Annotated in this window: 16 protein-coding genes; 9 read left to right on the top strand and 7 right to left on the bottom strand. The window is 60.8% G+C overall.

The window, feature by feature from the left end; genetic code table 11:
- Positions 1-9: 9 nt before the first annotated feature.
- The 4 genes from J4E42_RS06935 (at position 10) to J4E42_RS06920 (ending at position 3,490) form a co-directional block, all read left to right on the top strand.
- The gene (locus J4E42_RS06935) at positions 10-1,035 is read left to right on the top strand and encodes a putative 2-aminoethylphosphonate ABC transporter substrate-binding protein (RefSeq protein WP_207284890.1); all 1,026 of its coding nucleotides are present in this window, start codon (positions 10-12) and stop codon (positions 1,033-1,035) included.
- Positions 1,036-1,154: 119 nt separating this feature from the next.
- Entirely contained in the window at positions 1,155-2,288 is a 1,134-nt protein-coding gene (locus J4E42_RS06930) for a TIGR03364 family FAD-dependent oxidoreductase (protein ID WP_207284889.1), read from the top strand.
- A complete protein-coding gene (locus tag J4E42_RS06925; protein WP_207284888.1) occupies positions 2,288-2,851 on the top strand; it encodes a phosphonate degradation HD-domain oxygenase in 564 nt (187 codons plus the stop codon). The genes J4E42_RS06930 and J4E42_RS06925 overlap by 1 nt, the downstream gene beginning before the upstream one ends.
- Before the next feature lie 108 nt (positions 2,852-2,959).
- A complete protein-coding gene (locus J4E42_RS06920; protein ID WP_207284887.1) occupies positions 2,960-3,490 on the top strand; it encodes a hypothetical protein in 531 nt (176 codons plus the stop codon).
- A 9-nt stretch (positions 3,491-3,499) separates the two neighbouring features.
- Here the strand turns inward: J4E42_RS06920 and J4E42_RS06915 are convergent, their stop codons facing one another.
- Positions 3,500-4,876, bottom strand: a complete 1,377-nt coding sequence (locus J4E42_RS06915) for a GTPase/DUF3482 domain-containing protein (protein WP_192227532.1) — start codon at positions 4,874-4,876, stop codon at positions 3,500-3,502.
- Positions 4,869-6,239: a DUF2868 domain-containing protein gene (locus J4E42_RS06910; RefSeq protein ID WP_207284886.1), complete on the bottom strand. Its 1,371-nt coding sequence runs from the start codon at positions 6,237-6,239 to the stop codon at positions 4,869-4,871. Before J4E42_RS06910 ends, J4E42_RS06915 begins: the two co-directional genes overlap by 8 nt.
- A gap of 99 nt (positions 6,240-6,338) precedes the next feature.
- On the opposite strand from J4E42_RS06910, the gene J4E42_RS06905 reads away from it, so the two are divergent.
- Positions 6,339-6,851 (top strand): dihydrofolate reductase, encoded by a 513-nt coding sequence (locus tag J4E42_RS06905; protein ID WP_207284885.1) that lies wholly within the window; start codon positions 6,339-6,341, stop codon positions 6,849-6,851.
- A 122-nt stretch (positions 6,852-6,973) separates the two neighbouring features.
- On the opposite strand, the gene J4E42_RS06900 is transcribed toward J4E42_RS06905, so the two are convergent.
- Positions 6,974-8,365 (bottom strand): L-cystine transporter, encoded by a 1,392-nt coding sequence (locus J4E42_RS06900; RefSeq protein WP_008040781.1) that lies wholly within the window; start codon positions 8,363-8,365, stop codon positions 6,974-6,976.
- Positions 8,366-8,605: 240 nt separating this feature from the next.
- Here J4E42_RS06900 and J4E42_RS06895 point away from each other — a divergent pair, with 240 nt between their 5' ends.
- Positions 8,606-9,661 (top strand): hypothetical protein, encoded by a 1,056-nt coding sequence (locus J4E42_RS06895; protein ID WP_008026105.1) that lies wholly within the window; start codon positions 8,606-8,608, stop codon positions 9,659-9,661.
- A 205-nt stretch (positions 9,662-9,866) separates the two neighbouring features.
- Here J4E42_RS06895 and ilvD read toward each other — a convergent pair whose 3' ends face one another.
- The 3 genes from ilvD to J4E42_RS06880 form a co-directional block, all read right to left on the bottom strand.
- The gene (gene ilvD / locus J4E42_RS06890) at positions 9,867-11,708 is read right to left on the bottom strand and encodes a dihydroxy-acid dehydratase (RefSeq protein ID WP_008040782.1); all 1,842 of its coding nucleotides are present in this window, start codon (positions 11,706-11,708) and stop codon (positions 9,867-9,869) included.
- 258 nt (positions 11,709-11,966) lie between these two features.
- Positions 11,967-13,166: an MFS transporter gene (locus tag J4E42_RS06885; RefSeq protein WP_207284884.1), complete on the bottom strand. Its 1,200-nt coding sequence runs from the start codon at positions 13,164-13,166 to the stop codon at positions 11,967-11,969.
- A 207-nt stretch (positions 13,167-13,373) separates the two neighbouring features.
- Complete coding sequence (locus tag J4E42_RS06880; RefSeq protein WP_008026111.1) at positions 13,374-14,570, bottom strand: class I SAM-dependent rRNA methyltransferase; 1,197 nt, start codon at positions 14,568-14,570, stop codon at positions 13,374-13,376.
- 316 nt (positions 14,571-14,886) lie between these two features.
- Between J4E42_RS06880 and J4E42_RS06875 the strand changes: the two genes are divergently transcribed.
- The 3 genes from J4E42_RS06875 to J4E42_RS06865 are packed head-to-tail and all read left to right on the top strand — an operon-like array spanning position 14,887 to position 16,921.
- The gene (locus J4E42_RS06875; RefSeq protein ID WP_207284943.1) at positions 14,887-15,702 is read left to right on the top strand and encodes an HDOD domain-containing protein; all 816 of its coding nucleotides are present in this window, start codon (positions 14,887-14,889) and stop codon (positions 15,700-15,702) included.
- A gap of 29 nt (positions 15,703-15,731) precedes the next feature.
- Positions 15,732-16,544 (top strand): bifunctional DNA-formamidopyrimidine glycosylase/DNA-(apurinic or apyrimidinic site) lyase, encoded by an 813-nt coding sequence (mutM, locus tag J4E42_RS06870; RefSeq protein WP_008026119.1) that lies wholly within the window; start codon positions 15,732-15,734, stop codon positions 16,542-16,544.
- Positions 16,545-16,597: 53 nt separating this feature from the next.
- The gene (locus tag J4E42_RS06865) at positions 16,598-16,921 is read left to right on the top strand and encodes a hypothetical protein (RefSeq protein ID WP_008026125.1); all 324 of its coding nucleotides are present in this window, start codon (positions 16,598-16,600) and stop codon (positions 16,919-16,921) included.
- Positions 16,922-17,023: 102 nt separating this feature from the next.
- Here J4E42_RS06865 and J4E42_RS06860 read toward each other — a convergent pair whose 3' ends face one another.
- Positions 17,024-17,275, bottom strand: coding sequence for a YfhL family 4Fe-4S dicluster ferredoxin (locus J4E42_RS06860; protein WP_003195146.1), 252 nt, complete (start codon positions 17,273-17,275; stop codon positions 17,024-17,026).
- Positions 17,276-17,414: the final 139 nt, after the last annotated feature.

Raw genomic sequence — 17,414 nt, 5'->3', positions numbered from 1 at the left:
GAAAAGATCATGTTCAAGCCCCTGGCCCTGGCCGCTGCTGTCCTCACCGCTTTCAGCCTGAACGCCTTCGCGGCGAAAACCGAGTTGACGGTGTACACCGCCCTCGAAGCCGAACAACTGAAGACCTACAAAGACGCCTTCGAAAAAGCCAACCCGGACGTCGAGATCAAGTGGGTGCGCGATTCCACCGGCATCATCACCGCGAAACTGCTGGCCGAAAAAGCCCGCCCGCAGGCTGACGCCGTCTGGGGCCTGGCCGCGTCGAGCCTGGCGATTCTCGATCAGCAAGGCATGCTGCAAAGCTACGCGCCGAAGGACCTCGGCAAAATCGGCGGCAACTACCGCGATGCCGCCAACCCGCCAGCCTGGGTTGGCATGGACGTCTGGGCCGCGACCATTTGCTTCAACACCGTCGAAGCCGAGAAGCAGGGTTTGACCAAGCCCGTGAGCTGGCAGGACCTGACCAAGCCTGAGTACAAAGGCAAGATCGTGATGCCGAACCCTGCCTCGTCCGGCACCGGTTTCCTCGACGTCAGCGCCTGGCTGCAAACCTTCGGCGAGAAGCAGGGCTGGCAGTACATGGACGACCTGCACCAGAACATCGGCCAGTACGTTCACTCCGGTTCCAAGCCTTGCAAACTGGCAGCGGCGGGTGAATTCCCGATTGGTATTTCCTTTGAATACCCGGCCGTTCAGTTGAAGCGCCAGGGCGCACCGCTGGACATCATCCTGCCGAAAGAAGGCCTGGGTTGGGAGATCGAAGCGACGGCGGTGATCAAGGGCACACCGCATGAAGACGCGGCGAAGAAACTGGCTGACTTCTCGGCCAGCCCTGCAGCGATGGAGCTGTACAAAGAGAACTTCGCCGTCCTCGCTCAGCCGGGTATCGCCAAGCCGCAGACTGAATTGCCGGCTGATTACGAGCAGCGCCTGATCAAGAACGACTTCGCCTGGGCGTCGAAGAATCGCGACGAAATCCTGACCGAGTGGCGCAAGCGCTATGACGGCAAGTCCGAGAAAGTGGCTGCCAAGTAAGATTTTCATCAGCTGACGGGCCCCTTCGCGGGCAAGCCTCGCTCCTACAGGTGATCGCGTCCCCCCTGTAGGAGCGAGGCTTGCCCGCGAAGGCGGCTTCAAATTCAGGACATCTCTTGATGACACAACACAACGACCTGCTGATCGTAGGCGCCGGCATCCTCGGCTTGTCCCACGCCTACGCCGCCGCCAGGCGCGGCCTGAAAGTCACCGTTTTCGAACGCAGCGAAACGCCCTTGGGCGCCTCGGTGCGCAACTTTGGCCAGGCCCTCGTCACCGGCCAACCACCAGGCCCGATGCTCGAACTGGCCAAAGCCAGCCGCGAGATCTGGGGCCAATGGGCGCAACTGGCCGGCCTGCAACTCAAGCGCAACGGCTCGTACCTGTTCGCCCGCACCGAAGCGGAAGAACACTTGCTGGAAGCCTTCTGCGCCGGTCGCGCCAAAGAGCACGGTTACCGCGTCGACCTGCTGCGCGGTGCTGCATTGCGCGATCTGTACGGCGGCCAGTTCCGCCATCACCGCGCTGCGCTGCACGGGATGGACGATCAACAACTGTATTCCCGCGAAGCGATCCCGGCGTTGATCGATTACCTGCGCCGCGAAATGAACGTCGAGTTTCACTTCTCCACCCTCGTGCGCGACATCGAACCGGGTCGCCTGCACAGCACCGCCGGCACCTTCAGCGCCAAGCACATCATCGTCTGCTCCGGTCACGATTATCAGACCTTGTTGGCCGAGCCGATTGCCGCGCTCAACCCGCAAATCTGCCGCCTGCAAATGCTCCGCGCCCGCCCGCAGATCAACCTCAACCTGCAACACGCGCTGCTCACCGGTTTGAGTTGCGTGCATTACGGCGCCTTCGCCGATCTGCCGGAAGCGGCGGCGGTGCAGGCGCAAATCCTGCGCGAAGAACCGCACCTGCACGAAAACGGCATTCACCTGCTGATCAGTCCGACACCTCACGGCGAGCTGATCATCGGCGATTCCCACCACTACGGCAGTGATCCGTCACCGTTCAATGCCGAGCAGGTGGATGACTGGATGATCGAACTGGCCGAGCAGACGCTGGGCTGCAAAGTGCAAGTGGTCGAGCGCTGGCAGGGGGTCTATGGTTCCCGAGGGCCAGGGCCGTTTTCGTTCCTGCGGCCGATGCCGGGCGTGAGCGTGGCACTGATGCACACCGGCGTCGGCATGAGTGTCGGGCCGGCAATGGCCGAACGTAATGTCGCGACGTTATTGGGAGAGCGTTGATGGACCGCAAGGCGCAAGTGATCGACGAGGTGTTTGGGCTGTATGAGCGCTTCGGCGACAGCGATTACATCGGCGAGCCGGTGTCGCAGATCGAGCACATGTCCCAGGCCGCACAACTGGCCATGGCGGAAGGCTTCGATGATGAAGTGGTGCTGGCGGCATTCTTCCACGACATCGGGCACATCTGTGCTGACAGCGCGCCGAACATGGGCGGCTTCGGCGTGGTCAGCCACGAGCGGCTGGGCGCCGATTACCTGCGTCGCGCAGGTTTCAGTGAACGCATGGCGCGGTTGGTGGAATACCACGTTCAGGCCAAGCGCTACCTGACACTCAAGGAGCCCGGGTATTACGAACGATTGAGCGAGGCCAGCCGTCGGACCCTGGAGTATCAGGGCGGGGTGATGACCCCGGCCGAGGCTGAAGCCTTCGAGCAGGACCCGTTGTGCGCGGTGAGTTTGCGCATGCGCCAGTGGGATGAGTTGGCGAAGGAGATGAACGTGCCTCTTCTGGATCTCGACGTTCTGAAGCGCAAGGCTTTGGGCCTTCTGCCCAGGGCGGCTTGAACCACAACTACTGGTGAGACCTCCTACAGGATGAAGAGATTGTTCGCGCAGAGCGTTTTACGAGGATGGGATAGCTTGATCGACCCTAAATTGATTTGAGCTAGCCACATGCGTTATTTGAAAGTTACAGCCCAGGACCGAAGTGCTTACGGCAGGGCTGACAACCTGATCCTGCATTTTTTCGAAGAGATTGACGGTGCCGAAGATCGGCTCGTTCACGAAGCCTATGCACTGGATAACACTGCCGATGGCAAAGTTGATTTTCAGTATGGCGACGTGAACAACGACGGTAAGGAAAACATTAAGGATGAGGAGCTAATCAACTTGTTTGCAGAAGCGTTCCTGCAGCTTAGCTGGTTCAATAATGGAGATACTTGGGATCGCTATGTCAAGATATATGTAGAGGATTTTGCTTACGACGGTAGTCTAGACCCCGTGGAACTGCACTTTCATGATAGTTCCCGCAGACCTTCAGGCCGAAGCCTCGTTTCCACCGCCACTGTTTTAGACTCCCTTGAGGGCTACATGGTTGACATGGTGTTCGGTCTCGATATGGATGGTGATGGCGATTTGGATAAAGTGGACAAACAGCTTGCCTGGACATTGAGATCCACGTTTCTGAGGTTCAACTGGCGCTGATCAACCGTATCAAAGCTGCTGCGCCAACACCTCGATCTGCTCCTGCCGTTCCGCCTGATTCAACTTCGCATGGGGATTCAGCGACGACCACTGCGGATGCGCCCGAGCCTTGTTCAGGGCTTCGGGCAGTTTGCCTTCGCGCCAGCTCTTGTCCTGTGGCGTGGCGACCTGGATGCTGTCCATCGCCGCATGCCCACGCGCATTCAGCGCTTGCAGCAACTGCCGCTGCCGCAATGCCAACAACCGCAACACGCTGTCATCGACCGTCAATTCACGCTGACCTTTGATCTTGCCCAGCAACCGGCTGCCGTAGCTGCGCGCGGTTTGCAGGGCACCGCCGGCAATCGCGCCGGCCAGTGCTGCCGCGCCGAGGGTCAAGCCGCCGACCAGCAGATCCACCCCGGCCCCGGCGGCCGCACCCGCGGCGATGCCGCCGCCGACGCGCACGCCCAGTTGCTTGAGGGTTTCCGGGTTGAACAGGTCATCGCCCCAGCGGCCGTCGAGCAACGGCAGATCACTGGCCGCCGCGTCTTGCGGGCGGAAGGCGTAGAGCGTGAGCAGTGCCTCGACACAACGTTGTTCCCGTTGGCGAACGGCTTTGCGCAGTTCGCTGATCGCCTGTTGTTCCTGCTCGGCGTCGCTGACCACGCTGCGCCGACACGCCGCACAGTCGATCAACAATTCGGCAATCAACCGCGCCGCGCTTTGTTGCCGGGCCAGACGCTGGGCCTGCTGATCGGCGATCAAACGTTCCAGTTGCTCGCGAGAATTTTCCAGCAGCAGCGCGAGGCTTTCATACAGCCGCCGCTCGCCATCTTCCGGCGGCGCCACGCTGTCGAAACGCACCAAGGCATGCAAGCCCAGACGCGCCAACGCTTCACGCCAATCCGGTTCGCGGTGGTTGGCGCTGCTGACGAAATTCAGCACCGGCAGCAGCGGTTTGCCGCAACTGGCCAGCACTTCCAGTTCGTCGCGGTACTTGGAAAGCACCGGTTCGCGGGCGTCGATCACATAGAGGCCGGCGTCGCAGGTGAGCAATTGCCGCAGCACCTTGGCTTCCTGTTCGAACCGCTGCCGCGCCTCGCTGCCTTCAAGAAAGCGCGCCAGTCGCGCCGGACCGTCGAGGCGTTCGCCGGGGCGTTCCAGGCGTTCGAGGTAGTCGAGCAGGGCGATGGCGTCTTCCAGGCCCGGCGTGTCGAACAGGTCGAGCAAGGGCTCGCCGTCCACCGACAACCGCGCACCTTCGACGTGCCGCGTGGTGCTGGGGCGATGGGAGACTTCGCCGAAACCGACATCACGGGTCAACGTGCGCAGCAACGAGGTTTTGCCGACGTTGGTGTGACCGACCACGGCGAGCTTCAGCGGCGCTTTCCACGGATTAGTCATGACCGGTCTCCAGCCAGTTCAGCGGTGCGCAATCGGCGAAGGGCAGTTCCAACTGTTGCAGCGCCACGTGCCAGTCGCCGAGGCGCTCGGCATCCAGCGCTTCGCCGGGCGGTGCTTGCAGCAACCAGACGCGGGTGGCGCTGGCGTTGCGGGCCAGTTCGGCGATCAGCGCGAGGCTGCCGCGGTCCGGCGAACGCCGTGGATCGCAGGCGATGGCCAGGCGGGCCGGGGGGAAACGGCTGAGTTGTTCCAAGAGTTTGTGGCGCGATTCGCGACTGTCGAGGATGCCTGCGTCGTTCACGGTTTTCGGCAGCGGTGGTGGCCATGGCCGTTGATCGTCCAGCTCGATGGCCACCAGCAGCGCGCCGTCGCTTTGCAGTTCGCTGACGCCGCTTTCCACGTGATGAAGCTGCGCAGGTGCCGCATCGCTGATGCCCAGGCGTTCGCTGGTCGGCATCAGGCGTTCGCGCAGTTGCGCGTAGCCGGGCAGGTTCAGGTCCAGACGTAATCTTGCGCGACCCCTTTTCCAGCGCCACAGGCACAACAGCGCCAACAACAACCTCGGCAAAACCCCGTAGACCAGCAACACGCCCACCAGCCACGCGGCCCAGGCCTGACGAGCGCTTTCAATGTTCAGTGCGGCATCGCCGCTGGCGCGGATCATTTCCACGGTGGGCACGCTGAAACCCAACAGAGCCGGCAGGGCGCCCAGAGCCTGAGTCATGACCACGAACGTGTCGCCGCCAAGGATGGTGGTTTCCCAGACGAAGCCGTAGCGCCGGGTCGCCATCAGCATCAGCAGAATCACCAACGCACTGAGCATCGCCAGCAACCACAAACCATTGACCAGCACACCGAGCGCCCAGCGATTGAGTTTCTGTCGTTGCAGCAGCAACAGCAGGGCGGGCGCCAGTTGCGCGGCTTTGGCGTCGCGGGCGAGTTTTTCACTGAGCCACAACCACAAGCGTCCCAGCGTCGCGCCGTGCTCACCGGCAAACACCAGGCCCAGCGCCCAGCTCAGCAGCAGAATCAGGTTCAGCCCGAGCAAGCTGCCCAAGGCCCAGAACACATTGACCGGCGTTTGTCCGTCGCCCAGCGCGGCAAACGCCAGGCCGGCGCCGCTGACCACGGCCAGCACGGCCAACACCAACAGCGCCAGTCGTGCGCCTTGCAGCCAATGCCTGAGGGCTTCGGTCAGTCCATCGCGTTGGGCCAGCCATAAGGCGCGGCGCGAAATCCGTGTCGGCAGATCGCCGCCCGCCGTGCGAGCCACTCGGTTGGCTTCCAGATCATCCAGAGGGCCGGCGTGTTCTTCGCGCAGGCGAATGGTTTCCGTCAGCCAGAGGGTATTCAGTTCAGTCACGCGGCATCCCGTCGCTCAATTGAGTTGTGAGCATAACCGCTGTGGCGCTTGTCGGGGGGCTACGTTGCGAGAAGCCGAGCCTCTGGTATCCTCGCCGGCATGACTAAATCACTCCCCTTCAGCCTGATCGCAGCCCTCGGTGAAAACCGTGTGATCGGCGTCGACAACAGCATGCCCTGGCACTTGCCGGGGGACTTCAAATACTTCAAGGCCACCACCCTGGGCAAGCCGATCATCATGGGTCGAAAGACCTGGGATTCCCTCGGTCGCCCGCTGCCGGGCCGGTTGAACATCGTGGTCAGCCGTCAGGCGGATCTGGTGCTGGAAGGCGCGGAGGTTTATCCGTCGCTGGAGGCTGCCGTGGTTCGCGCAGAGGAATGGGCGAAAGAGCAGGGCGTCGATGAGTTGATGCTGATTGGCGGGGCGCAGTTGTATGCGCAGGGGTTGGCGCAGGCTGATCGGTTGTATTTGACGCGCGTGGCGCTGAGCCCGGAAGGGGATGCGTGGTTTCCGGAGTTTGATTTGAAGCAGTGGAAGCTGGTGTCGAATGTGCCGAATCCGGCTGAAGGCGACAAACCGGCGTACAACTTCGAGGTTTGGGAAAAAATCTAAAAGCATCGCCAGCAGGCTGGCTCCCACAGTGGGTTTGAGGTGAAACACAGATTGTGTGAACACCCAAAATCCCTGTGGGAGCCAGCCTGCTGGCGATGAGGCCAGATCAGGCGCTAAAGAACTTAAGCGTGAGCCAACTCCGCATGCTCATCCGCATCCAGCAAATCTTTATCGGTCTGCTGCATGATCTGGCTGGTAATCGCCCCGGCCGTGATCGAACCACTCACGTTCAACGCCGTACGCCCCATATCAATCAGCGGCTCAACCGAAATCAGCAACGCCACCAGTGACACCGGCAAACCCATCGCCGGCAGCACGATCAGCGCCGCAAACGTCGCACCACCGCCCACGCCGGCCACACCGGCCGAACTCAAGGTCACAATCGCCACCAGCGTTGCGATCCACAGCGGGTCGAGCGGGTTGATGCCCACGGTCGGCGCAACCATCACTGCCAACATCGCCGGATACAAACCCGCACAGCCGTTCTGGCCAATGGTCGCGCCGAACGAAGCGGCGAAGCTGGCGATGGATTGCGGAATGCCCAGACGGCTGGTCTGCGCTTCGATGCTCAGCGGAATCGTCGCCGCACTGGAGCGGCTGGTGAAAGCAAACGTCAGCACCGGCCAGATTTTGCGGAAGAACCGCAGCGGGTTGATCCCGGCCACCGACACCAGCACGCCATGGACTACAAACATCAGGCCCAGGCCGATGTAGGACACCACGACAAAACTGCCGAGCTTAATGATGTCTTGCAGGTTGGAACCGGCGACCACTTTGGTCATCAGCGCCAGTACGCCGTACGGAGTCAGCTTCATCACCAGACGCACCAGACGCATCACCCAGGCTTGCAGGGTGTCGATGGCGTTGATCACTTTCTGACCTTTTTCGACGTCATCCTTCAGCAGTTGCAGCGCGGCGACCCCGAGGAACGCGGCGAATATCACCACGCTGATGATCGATGTCGGCTTGGCGCGCGCCAGGTCAGCGAACGGATTTTGCGGGATGAACGACAGCAGCAGTTGCGGCACATTCAGGTCCGCAACCTTGCCTGCGTAGTCGGTCTGAATGGTTTGCAGGCGGGCCATTTCCTGTGTGCCGGCGACCAGGCCTTCAGCGGTCAGGCCGAACAGGTTGGTCAAACCGATACCGATCAGCGCCGCGATGGCGGTGGTGAACAGCAGCGTGCCGATGGTCAGGAAACTGATTTTGCCCAGCGATGAAGCGTTGTGCAGACGGGCCACGGCGCTGAGGATCGAGGCGAACACCAGCGGGATCACGATCATTTGCAGTAGCTGCACGTAACCGTTGCCCACCAGATCGAACCAGCCGATCGAGGCTTTCAGCACCGGGTTTCCGGCACCGTAAACGGTGTGCAAGGCGACACCGAACACCACGCCCAACACCAGGGCGAGCAGGACTTTTTTCGCCAGACTAAATGTGGTGTGGCGGGTTTGCGCCAGTGCGACGAGCAGGGCGAGGAACACCAGCAGATTGAGAATCAGCGGCAGATTCATTGGAACTCCCATTAGACATGTGCCAACTGCCTTCCGGGGCAGCTGCGAACCGGCAAGCCTAACAGCTTGATTTTCAATGAATTAATATCAAAAAAGTCTGATGACTGTCGTTTTTGGAATAAGCGGGTGTCGCTTACAGGAATGCAGCTGGCGCGATAGGTGCGTTGGCCGTCGCTGACAGACGGGGACTGTCACACTTATTTGTTAGCGTCGATGTCTTTAAATCAGGGAGATCTATCGATGAAGTTCGCACCGAAATTTCTGCTCGCTGCACTGTGCATTGGCCTCGCCGGCCAGGCTTTCGCTACGGATTTGAAGCACTGGCCAGCCGATCAGGCCAAGGCACTGGATGCGATGATCGCGGCCAACGCCAACAAAGGTAACTACGCGGTGTTCGACATGGACAACACCAGTTACCGCTACGACCTCGAAGAATCGCTGCTGCCGTTCATGGAAAACAAGGGCCTGATTACCCGCGAGAAACTCGATCCCTCCCTGAAACTGATTCCGTTCAAGGACACCGCCGACCATAAGGAAAGCCTGTTCAGCTACTACTACCGCCTCTGCGAACTCGACGACATGGTTTGCTACCCATGGGTCGCCCAGGTGTTCTCCGGTTTCACCCTGCAAGAGCTCAAAGGTTATGTCGACGAGTTGATGGCGTCCGGCAAACCGGTGCCGGCCACCTATTACGAAGGCGACGTGGTCAAGAAGCTCGACGTCAACCCGCCGAAAGTCTTCACCGGCCAAACCGAGCTGTACAACAAGCTGATGGAGAACGGCATCGAGGTCTACGTGATGACCGCCGCTTCTGAAGAGTTGGTGCGCATGGTCGCCTCCGATCCGAAGTACGGCTACAACGTCAAACCGCAAAACGTGATCGGCGTGAGCCTGCTGCTCAAGGATCAAAAGTCCGGCGAGTTGACCACGGCCCGCAAGCAGATCACCGCTGGCAAGTATGACGAGAAGGCCAACCTCGGCCTCGAACTGACCCCGTACCTGTGGACCCCGGCGACCTGGATGGCCGGTAAACACGCGGCGATCCTGACCTACATCGATGAATGGAAAAAACCGGTACTGGTCGGCGGCGACACCCCGAGCAGCGACGGTTACATGCTGTTCCACGATGTTGACGTGGCCAAGGGCGGCATCCACTTGTGGGTCAACCGCAAGGACAAATACATGACCCAGATTAACGGCATGATGGCGAAACACGCTGCGGCCCAAGCCAAGGAAGGGTTGCCGGTGACGGCGGACAAGAACTGGGTGATCGTGACGCCGGCAGAAATCCAGTAACCGCAACACCGATCAACTGTAGGAGCCGGCTTGCTGCGGGCGGCGTTCCGACGATAGCGGACTTTCAGACGAAGAATTTGCCGGCTGACACACCGCTATCGCCAGCAAGCCGGCTCCTACAGGGGTTTGCGTATAACGCAGATCAAACGACCGGCAAAAAAATGCCCCGCACTTGGCGGGGCATTTTTATTTCTGCGACTGACGCTTACAGCCCGTCAAGCATCGCCTTGTTACGCACGGCACCCTTGTCGGCGCTGGTCGCCAGCAGGGCGTAGGCTTTCAGTGCGGTGGTCACTTTACGTGGACGTTTCTCCACCGGCTTCCAGCCTTTCTGATCCTGCTCGGCACGGCGGCCGGCCAGTTCTTCATCGCTGACCAACAGGTTGATCGAGCGGTTCGGAATGTCGATCAGCACTTTGTCGCCGTCCTGCACCAGACCAATCGCGCCACCGGCAGCGGCTTCCGGCGAAGCGTGGCCGATGGACAGGCCCGAAGTGCCGCCGGAGAAACGGCCGTCGGTGAGCAGGGCGCAGGCTTTGCCCAGGCCTTTGGATTTCAGGTACGACGTCGGGTACAGCATTTCCTGCATGCCCGGGCCGCCTTTCGGGCCTTCGTAACGGATGATCACGATGTCGCCGGCCTTCACTTCGTCAGCGAGGATGCCGCGTACGGCGCTGTCCTGGCTTTCGAAGATTTTTGCGTTGCCTTCGAACACGTGGATCGACTCGTCGACGCCCGCGGTTTTCACCACACAGCCGTCCAGCGCGATGTTGCCGTAGAGAACGGCCAGGCCGCCTTCTTTCGAGTAAGCGTGTTCGACACTGCGGATGCAGCCGTTTTCACGGTCGTCGTCCAGAGTTTCCCAACGGGTCGACTGGCTGAATGCGGTTTGCGTCGGGATGCCCGCCGGGCCGGCCTTGAAGAAGTGATGCACCGCTTCGTCGTCGGTCTGGGTGATGTCCCACTTGGCGATGCCTTCGGCCAGGGTCTTGCTGTGCACGGTCGGCAGGTCGGTGTGCAGCAGGCCGCCACGGGCCAGCGAACCGAGGATGCTGAAGATCCCGCCGGCGCGGTGCACGTCTTCCATGTGGTACTTCTGGATGTTCGGCGCGACTTTGCACAGTTGCGGCACGTGGCGGGAAAGACGGTCGATGTCGCGCAGGTCGAAATCGATCTCGGCTTCCTGGGCGGCGGCCAGCAAGTGCAGGATAGTGTTGGTGGAACCGCCCATGGCGATGTCCAGGGTCATGGCGTTTTCGAACGCCTTGAAGTTGGCGATGTTGCGCGGCAATACCGACTCGTCGTTCTCGCCGTAGTAACGCTTGCACAGCTCGACGATGGTGCGGCCGGCCTGCAGGAACAGTTGCTCGCGGTCGCTGTGGGTGGCCAGGGTCGAACCGTTGCCCGGCAAGGCCAGGCCCAGGGCTTCAACCAGGCAGTTCATCGAGTTGGCGGTGAACATGCCGGAGCACGAACCGCAAGTCGGGCAGGCGCTACGCTCGTACTCGGCAACCTTCTCGTCAGAAGCGCTGGAGTCGGCGGCGATCACCATGGCGTCGACGAGGTCGAGACCGTGGCTGGCCAGTTTGGTCTTGCCGGCTTCCATCGGGCCGCCGGACACGAAGATCACCGGGATGTTCAGGCGCAGGGCGGCCATCAGCATGCCTGGGGTGATCTTGTCGCAGTTGGAGATGCAGACGATGGCGTCGGCGCAGTGGGCGTTGACCATGTACTCGACGGAGTCGGCGATGATCTCGCGGCTCGGCAGCGAATACAGCATGCCGTCGTGGCCCATGGCGATGCCGTCATCCACGGCGATGGTGTTGAATTCTTTCGCTACACCGCCAGCGCGTTCGATTTCGCGGGCGACCAGTTGGCCCAGGTCCTTGAGGTGGACGTGGCCCGGTACGAACTGGGTGAACGAGTTGGCAATGGCGATGATCGGCTTTTTGAAGTCGTCATCTTTCATCCCCGTGGCGCGCCACAATGCGCGGGCACCGGCCATGTTGCGGCCGTGGGTGGATGTTTTCGAGCGGTAATCAGGCATGAAGCACTCCGGGCGGCTAATCAGGTATCAAAAGGGAAGTGAGCTTCTATTGACGTCTGGAACACTCAGAAATGGCCGTGTGTCCGGAAGTTGCCGATAACTTTGCGGGATCGCCGCGCGCTTCAGCTTGAGCTCATAAACCCGCCGGGGGATGACTGGCGATGAATGTCGCGATTCTACACGGCTGGCGGCTGGAGGGAATGCCGGGAAGCGCTGATCCGGCGCCGGTGGCGTGCGCCGGATGACGACCGGCGTAAATCAACTCGCGTTCAGTGCCAGATTGCGCTGCATGATCAGCGCGTTCAAACCCAGGCCCGCGACGCTAAGGATCAGGAAACACAAGGCGAGCGCCGTGGTGAGGTCTTCGGACGCGAGATTGATCATCACGCTGATCACGCCGCCGCACATGAAGATCATCACGCCGCCGACCGAGGAGGACGTACCGGCATCCTGTGGATAGAGGGTCATGGCTTTGGAATTGGCGATAGGCCGGGCAATGGTGGTGCCGGCCGTGCAGATGAGCATGGGGATCAGCACCGCAGCGGCCGTCAGCCCGAACTGATTTGCCAGCCACAGCATGACCAACCCCGACAATGCGATCAGGCCGAGGCCGATCACTATCTGTGAATTGGCCGGCAGACGCCGATGCAAGGCGCTGGCGACTATCCCGCCGAACACATACGCCACGCCATACAGCAACAATGTCCAGGCGAATTCGTAGGGCGTGAGTGCCAGGCGCTCCATGAAAATGATCGGCGACATGACGATGAATGAAAAATGGCAGGCGAAGGCCAGGGCCGAAATCAACCAGTAACCCATGAAGCGAAAATCCGCGCATAGCCGCCAATAGGCACTGAAAAAGCGAGCGGGCGCCGCATTGCGACTGCGCGGGGTTTCCTTGAGGAGCACGCCAGCCCTTATCCAGACGAAGACCGCCAGTGCGATAAAGACATAGAAGCTGCCCTGCCAATCCAGATGCATCTGCAACCAGGTTCCAAGCAGCGGCGATATGGAAATGAACACGCCGCCGCCGGTGGTCATCCAGATCCTCATCCGTTCCTGTTCCTTACCGACGAACAGATCCTGAATCAGTGCCTGCGACAGTACGAAAGCGCCACAACCCACAGCCTGAATGACGCGAAACACCAGAAACCAGCCGTATTCGCTGGAAACCAGGCAACCCGTTGCACCGATGATCGAGATGGCGATGCCAGTCAGCAAAAGGGTTTTGCGCCCCCACAAGTCCGACAGCGGTCCGACCAGCACCACGGATAGCCCAAGGCCAATGGCGAACAGGCTGACGGATAACGCTATGTCGGAGGCTGAGGTCAGGAAGTAATCAGAGAGCGCGGGAAAGGACGGGAGCACGACGTCCAGCGGGAAAACACCCAGTAGCGTCATCGTCATCAATAGCAGGATGAGCGACGATTTTTTCGCGGTATGCAGGGAAGGGTTCATCAACAACGCTCTCGATCCGTGAGGGGTAGCCGAGAGTCGACTTGATGAATAGGGAAGTCAATGCAGGAGGTGTGGGACTGTTCTCAGACCGTTGTAGGAGCGAGCCTGCTCGCGAAAAACGAACAGGCTACGCGGGGTGTCAGGCAGCCAGCGTTATCGTTGACGACCATCGCGAGCAGGGCTCGCTCCTACATTCGTTCCGAGCGGTTAGCTGTTTGGCAGCAACCGGCAGGTGATGCTCTTGATGTAGCGGGTTTCAGCAATCGCCGGGTGTACCGGATGATCCGGACCCTGACCGCCACGTTCCAGCATCTGGATGTTGCGATCCAGGTGGCGGGCGCTGGTCAGCAGGATGTTCTGCAGGTCATCTTCCGGCAGGTGCATCGAGCACGAAGCGCTGACCAGGATGCCGTCCTTGCTGAGCAGGCGCATGGCTTGCTCGTTCAGGCGACGGTAAGCGCCTTCACCGTTTTTCATGTCTTTCTTGCGTTTGATGAACGCCGGCGGGTCGGCCACGATCACGTCGAAGCGTTCTTCGCTGGCTTTCAGTTCTTTCAGCGCTTCGAAGACGTCGCCTTCGAGGCAGGTTATTTTTTCAGCGAAACCGTTCAGCGCGGCGTTGCGCTCGACGCCGTCGAGGGCGAAGGCGGAAGCATCGACGCAGAACACTTCACTGGCGCCGAATGCTGCGGCTTGCACGCCCCAACCGCCGATGTAGCTGTACAGGTCGAGGACGCGTTTGCCTTTGGCGTACGGGGCCAGGCGTGCGCGGTTCATGCGGTGGTCGTAGAACCAGCCGGTTTTCTGGCCCTGAATGACCGGCGCTTCGAATTTCACGCCGTTCTCTTCCAGCGCGACCCACTCCGGCACCAGGCCGAACACGGTTTCGACGTAGCGGTTGAGGCCTTCGGCGTCGCGGGCGGCGGAGTCGTTCTTGAACAGAATGCCGCTTGGCTTGAGCACTTGGGTCAGCGCCGCGATCACGTCGTCTTTATGCGCTTCCATGGTCGCCGAAGCGATCTGCACCACGAGGATGTCGCCGAAACGGTCGACCACCAGGCCTGGCAGCAGGTCGGAATCGCCGTAGACCAGGCGATAGAACGGCTTGTCGAACAGGCGATCGCGCAGGGACAGGGCGACGTTCAAGCGATGCACCAGCAGCGATTTGTCCAGCGGCAACTTGACGTCGCGCGATAGCAGACGGGCGCAGATCAGGTTGTTCGGGCTCATGGCAACGATGCCCAGCAGCTTGCCGCCGGCAGCTTCGAGGATCGCCTGATCGCCGGCCTTGAAGCCGTGCAACGGGGTGGCGGCCACGTCGATTTCGTTGCTGTAGACCCACAAGTGGCCGTTTCGCAGGCGACGGTCGGCGTTGGCTTTGAGGCGCAGGCTAGGCAGGGACATGACGTCGCTCCGGAAAAAAGAGCGGGAGTATAGCGTGTTGAGGGTCGTGACGGGCCGGGTGGGCGATGAAACGCTGATGACGCCTTCGTGGGCAAGCCTCGCTCCTACAGGGGGACGCATTCCAAATGTAGGAGCGAGGCTTGCCCGCGAAGGCAATTTCAAATGCTCCACGGAAATGAAACTTTGGCCGATGTTGCCCGCCGACCTGTCGGATCCAACTTTATAAAGGTTAGAATCGGCGCCTGTCCCAGAGTGTGTACTTATGTCCCAAGAGCTGACCACCGAACAGATCCAACAGTCCCTGCAAGGCATCAGCGTGCCGGCCCAGCCGCAGATCATGGTGGATCTGCAGATGGAGCAGTACATGCCCGACCCGGATCTGGAAGTGATCGCCAAGCTGATCTCCCAGGACCCGGGCCTCTCTGGTTCCCTGCTGAAAATCGTCAACTCACCGTATTACGGCTTGAGCAACAAGATCGCCTCGATCCAGCGTGCGGTGAATCTGCTGGGCAGCCGTTCGATCATCAACCTGATCAACGCGCAGTCGATCAAGGGTGAAATGAACGATGACACCATCGTCACCCTGAACCGTTTCTGGGACACCGCTCAAGATGTGGCGATGACCTGCCTGACCCTGGCCAAGCGCATTGGCGTCCAGGCCGGCGATGAGGCATACGCCCTGGGCCTGTTCCACGACTGCGGCGTGCCGCTGATGCTGCAACGCTTCCCGGACTACATGACCACGCTGGAAGAAGCCTACGCCAGCGCCAGTGCCGAATGCCGTGTGGTGGACACGGAAAATCGGGTGTTCAATACCAACCATGCGGTGGTGGGTTATTACACGGCCAAATCCTGGCGCCTGCCGGAGCATGTGAGCACGGCGATCGCCAATCACCACAATGCGCTGGCGATTTTCAGCGATGAGTCTTCGCGCAACAGCCAGCTGAAAAACCTGTTGGCGATCCTGAAAATGGCCGAGCACATTTGTGCGTCTTACCGGGTACTGGGCAACCAGAACGAGGACCATGAATGGAACACCATCGCGCCGCTGGTACTCGATTACGTGGGCCTCTCGGACTACGACTTCGAAACCCTCAAACAAACGATTCGCGACCTCGGCACTCACCGCTGAGTGCCGTCAGAGCCTGATTCGAGAGCACCATGCCTGAACTGCCGGAAGTCGAAACCACCCGCCGCGGTATTGCTCCGTACCTGGAAGGCCAACGCGTCAGCCGGGTGATCGTGCGTGACCGTCGCCTGCGCTGGCCGATCCCTGAAGACCTGGATGTGCGGCTCTCCGGTCAGCGTATCGTGCTGGTGGAGCGGCGCGCCAAGTACCTGCTGATCAACGCCGAAGTCGGCACGCTGATCAGCCACTTGGGCATGTCGGGCAATCTGCGCCTGGTGGAAGTCGGCCTGCCGGCCGCCAAGCATGAGCATGTGGATATCGAGCTGGAATCGGGCCTGGCCCTGCGTTACACGGACCCGCGACGGTTCGGCGCGATGCTCTGGAGCCTCGATCCGCTCAACCATGAATTGCTGATTCGCCTGGGGCCGGAACCGTTGACCGACCTGTTCGACGGCGAGCGCTTGTTCCAGCAGTCTCGCGGGCGTTCGATGGCGGTCAAACCGTTCATCATGGACAACGCAGTGGTGGTCGGCGTGGGCAATATCTATGCGACCGAAGCGCTGTTTGCGGCCGGTATCGACCCGCGTCGCGAGGCCAAGAGCATTTCCCGGGCGCGCTATTTGAAATTGGCGATCGAGATCAAACGCATCCTGGCCGCTGCCATCGAGCGCGGTGGTACGACGTTGCGCGACTTTATCGGCGGCGACGGTCAGCCCGGTTATTTCCAGCAGGAATTGTTCGTGTACGGCCGTGGCAGTCAGCCGTGCAAGGTCTGCGGAACAGAGCTGCGGGAAGTCAAACTCGGGCAGCGCGCCAGCGTCTTTTGCCCGCGCTGCCAGAGCTGATATTCCTGCGGTCTATAGTCAGTGTTCTCACTGCCTAGTCGAAGGACCGTGCCATGAACCTGTTCCGAACCCTTGCCGTCGTATGGCTGCTGAGTGCCGGTGCACCAGCGCTGGCAGCCAATACCGGCAGCGGCGACCCGCGCTACACCATCCAGAATCCCCCGGCGTACGCCATGCTCGGCGACTTGCTGATTGCCCGACCCTTGCTGGTCGTGGCAACGGTGATTGGCGCGGGGGCGTTTGTGGTGTCGTTGCCGTTTACCGCGCTGGGCGGCAATGTCGGCGACGCGGGACAGGCGTTGGTGGTCGACCCGGCGAAAGCGGCGTTCGTGCGGTGTCTGGGATGTATCGGGGAGGGGTTTGAGCAGCGGGAGTGAAGTCTAAAAGCTTCGCGGGCAAGCCTCGCTCCTACAGGATCTACACGACCCCTGTAGGAGCGAGGCTTGCCCGCGAAGGCGTCCTCACAGACGCCTCATGGCTCACGCCTTACCGGTAATCTTCCGGTACTTCTCCATCAACTGCTCTTCAGTCTCCGGATGCGCTTCGTCCAGTGGAATGCAATCCACCGGGCACACTTGCTGGCACTGAGGTTCGTCGTAGTGGCCGACACACTGGGTGCACAGGTTCGGGTCGATCACGTAGATCTCTTCGCCTTGGGAAATGGCGGCGTTCGGGCACTCGGGTTCGCAGACGTCGCAGTTGATGCAATCGTCGGTGATGATCAGGGACATGCTAACTCCAGCCGGGGCGGCAGGCCCGGGCGCTAAAAACCAATGCGCAATTGTGCCGCATTGGAGAGCGCAGTGCACGCGGGCGCGACGTTCTGTAGGAGCCGGCTTGCTGGCGATAGCAACACCGCGGTCAGTCTGA

Source organism: Pseudomonas sp. FW300-N2A2 (genome assembly GCF_017351735.1).
Taxonomy (GTDB): domain Bacteria; phylum Pseudomonadota; class Gammaproteobacteria; order Pseudomonadales; family Pseudomonadaceae; genus Aquipseudomonas; species Aquipseudomonas migulae.
The sequence above is the reverse complement of the archived record's forward strand: the minus strand, read 5'-3'. Positions and strand labels throughout refer to the sequence as shown.

What these genes read in the sequence shown, in the direction of transcription:
- J4E42_RS06935 (WP_207284890.1), top strand. Translation starts at nt 10, where the DNA reads ATGTTCAAGCCCCTGGCCCTGGCCGCTGCTGTCCTCACCGCTTTCAGC.
- J4E42_RS06930 (WP_207284889.1), top strand. Translation starts at nt 1,155, where the DNA reads ATGACACAACACAACGACCTGCTGATCGTAGGCGCCGGCATCCTCGGC.
- J4E42_RS06925 (WP_207284888.1), top strand. Translation starts at nt 2,288, where the DNA reads ATGGACCGCAAGGCGCAAGTGATCGACGAGGTGTTTGGGCTGTATGAG.
- J4E42_RS06920 (WP_207284887.1), top strand. Translation starts at nt 2,960, where the DNA reads ATGCGTTATTTGAAAGTTACAGCCCAGGACCGAAGTGCTTACGGCAGG.
- J4E42_RS06915 (WP_192227532.1), bottom strand. Translation starts at nt 4,876, where the DNA reads ATGACTAATCCGTGGAAAGCGCCGCTGAAGCTCGCCGTGGTCGGTCAC.
- J4E42_RS06905 (WP_207284885.1), top strand. Translation starts at nt 6,339, where the DNA reads ATGACTAAATCACTCCCCTTCAGCCTGATCGCAGCCCTCGGTGAAAAC.
- J4E42_RS06900 (WP_008040781.1), bottom strand. Translation starts at nt 8,365, where the DNA reads ATGAATCTGCCGCTGATTCTCAATCTGCTGGTGTTCCTCGCCCTGCTC.
- J4E42_RS06895 (WP_008026105.1), top strand. Translation starts at nt 8,606, where the DNA reads ATGAAGTTCGCACCGAAATTTCTGCTCGCTGCACTGTGCATTGGCCTC.
- ilvD (WP_008040782.1), bottom strand. Translation starts at nt 11,708, where the DNA reads ATGCCTGATTACCGCTCGAAAACATCCACCCACGGCCGCAACATGGCC.
- J4E42_RS06885 (WP_207284884.1), bottom strand. Translation starts at nt 13,166, where the DNA reads ATGAACCCTTCCCTGCATACCGCGAAAAAATCGTCGCTCATCCTGCTA.
- J4E42_RS06880 (WP_008026111.1), bottom strand. Translation starts at nt 14,570, where the DNA reads ATGTCCCTGCCTAGCCTGCGCCTCAAAGCCAACGCCGACCGTCGCCTG.
- mutM (WP_008026119.1), top strand. Translation starts at nt 15,732, where the DNA reads ATGCCTGAACTGCCGGAAGTCGAAACCACCCGCCGCGGTATTGCTCCG.
- J4E42_RS06865 (WP_008026125.1), top strand. Translation starts at nt 16,598, where the DNA reads ATGAACCTGTTCCGAACCCTTGCCGTCGTATGGCTGCTGAGTGCCGGT.
- J4E42_RS06860 (WP_003195146.1), bottom strand. Translation starts at nt 17,275, where the DNA reads ATGTCCCTGATCATCACCGACGATTGCATCAACTGCGACGTCTGCGAA.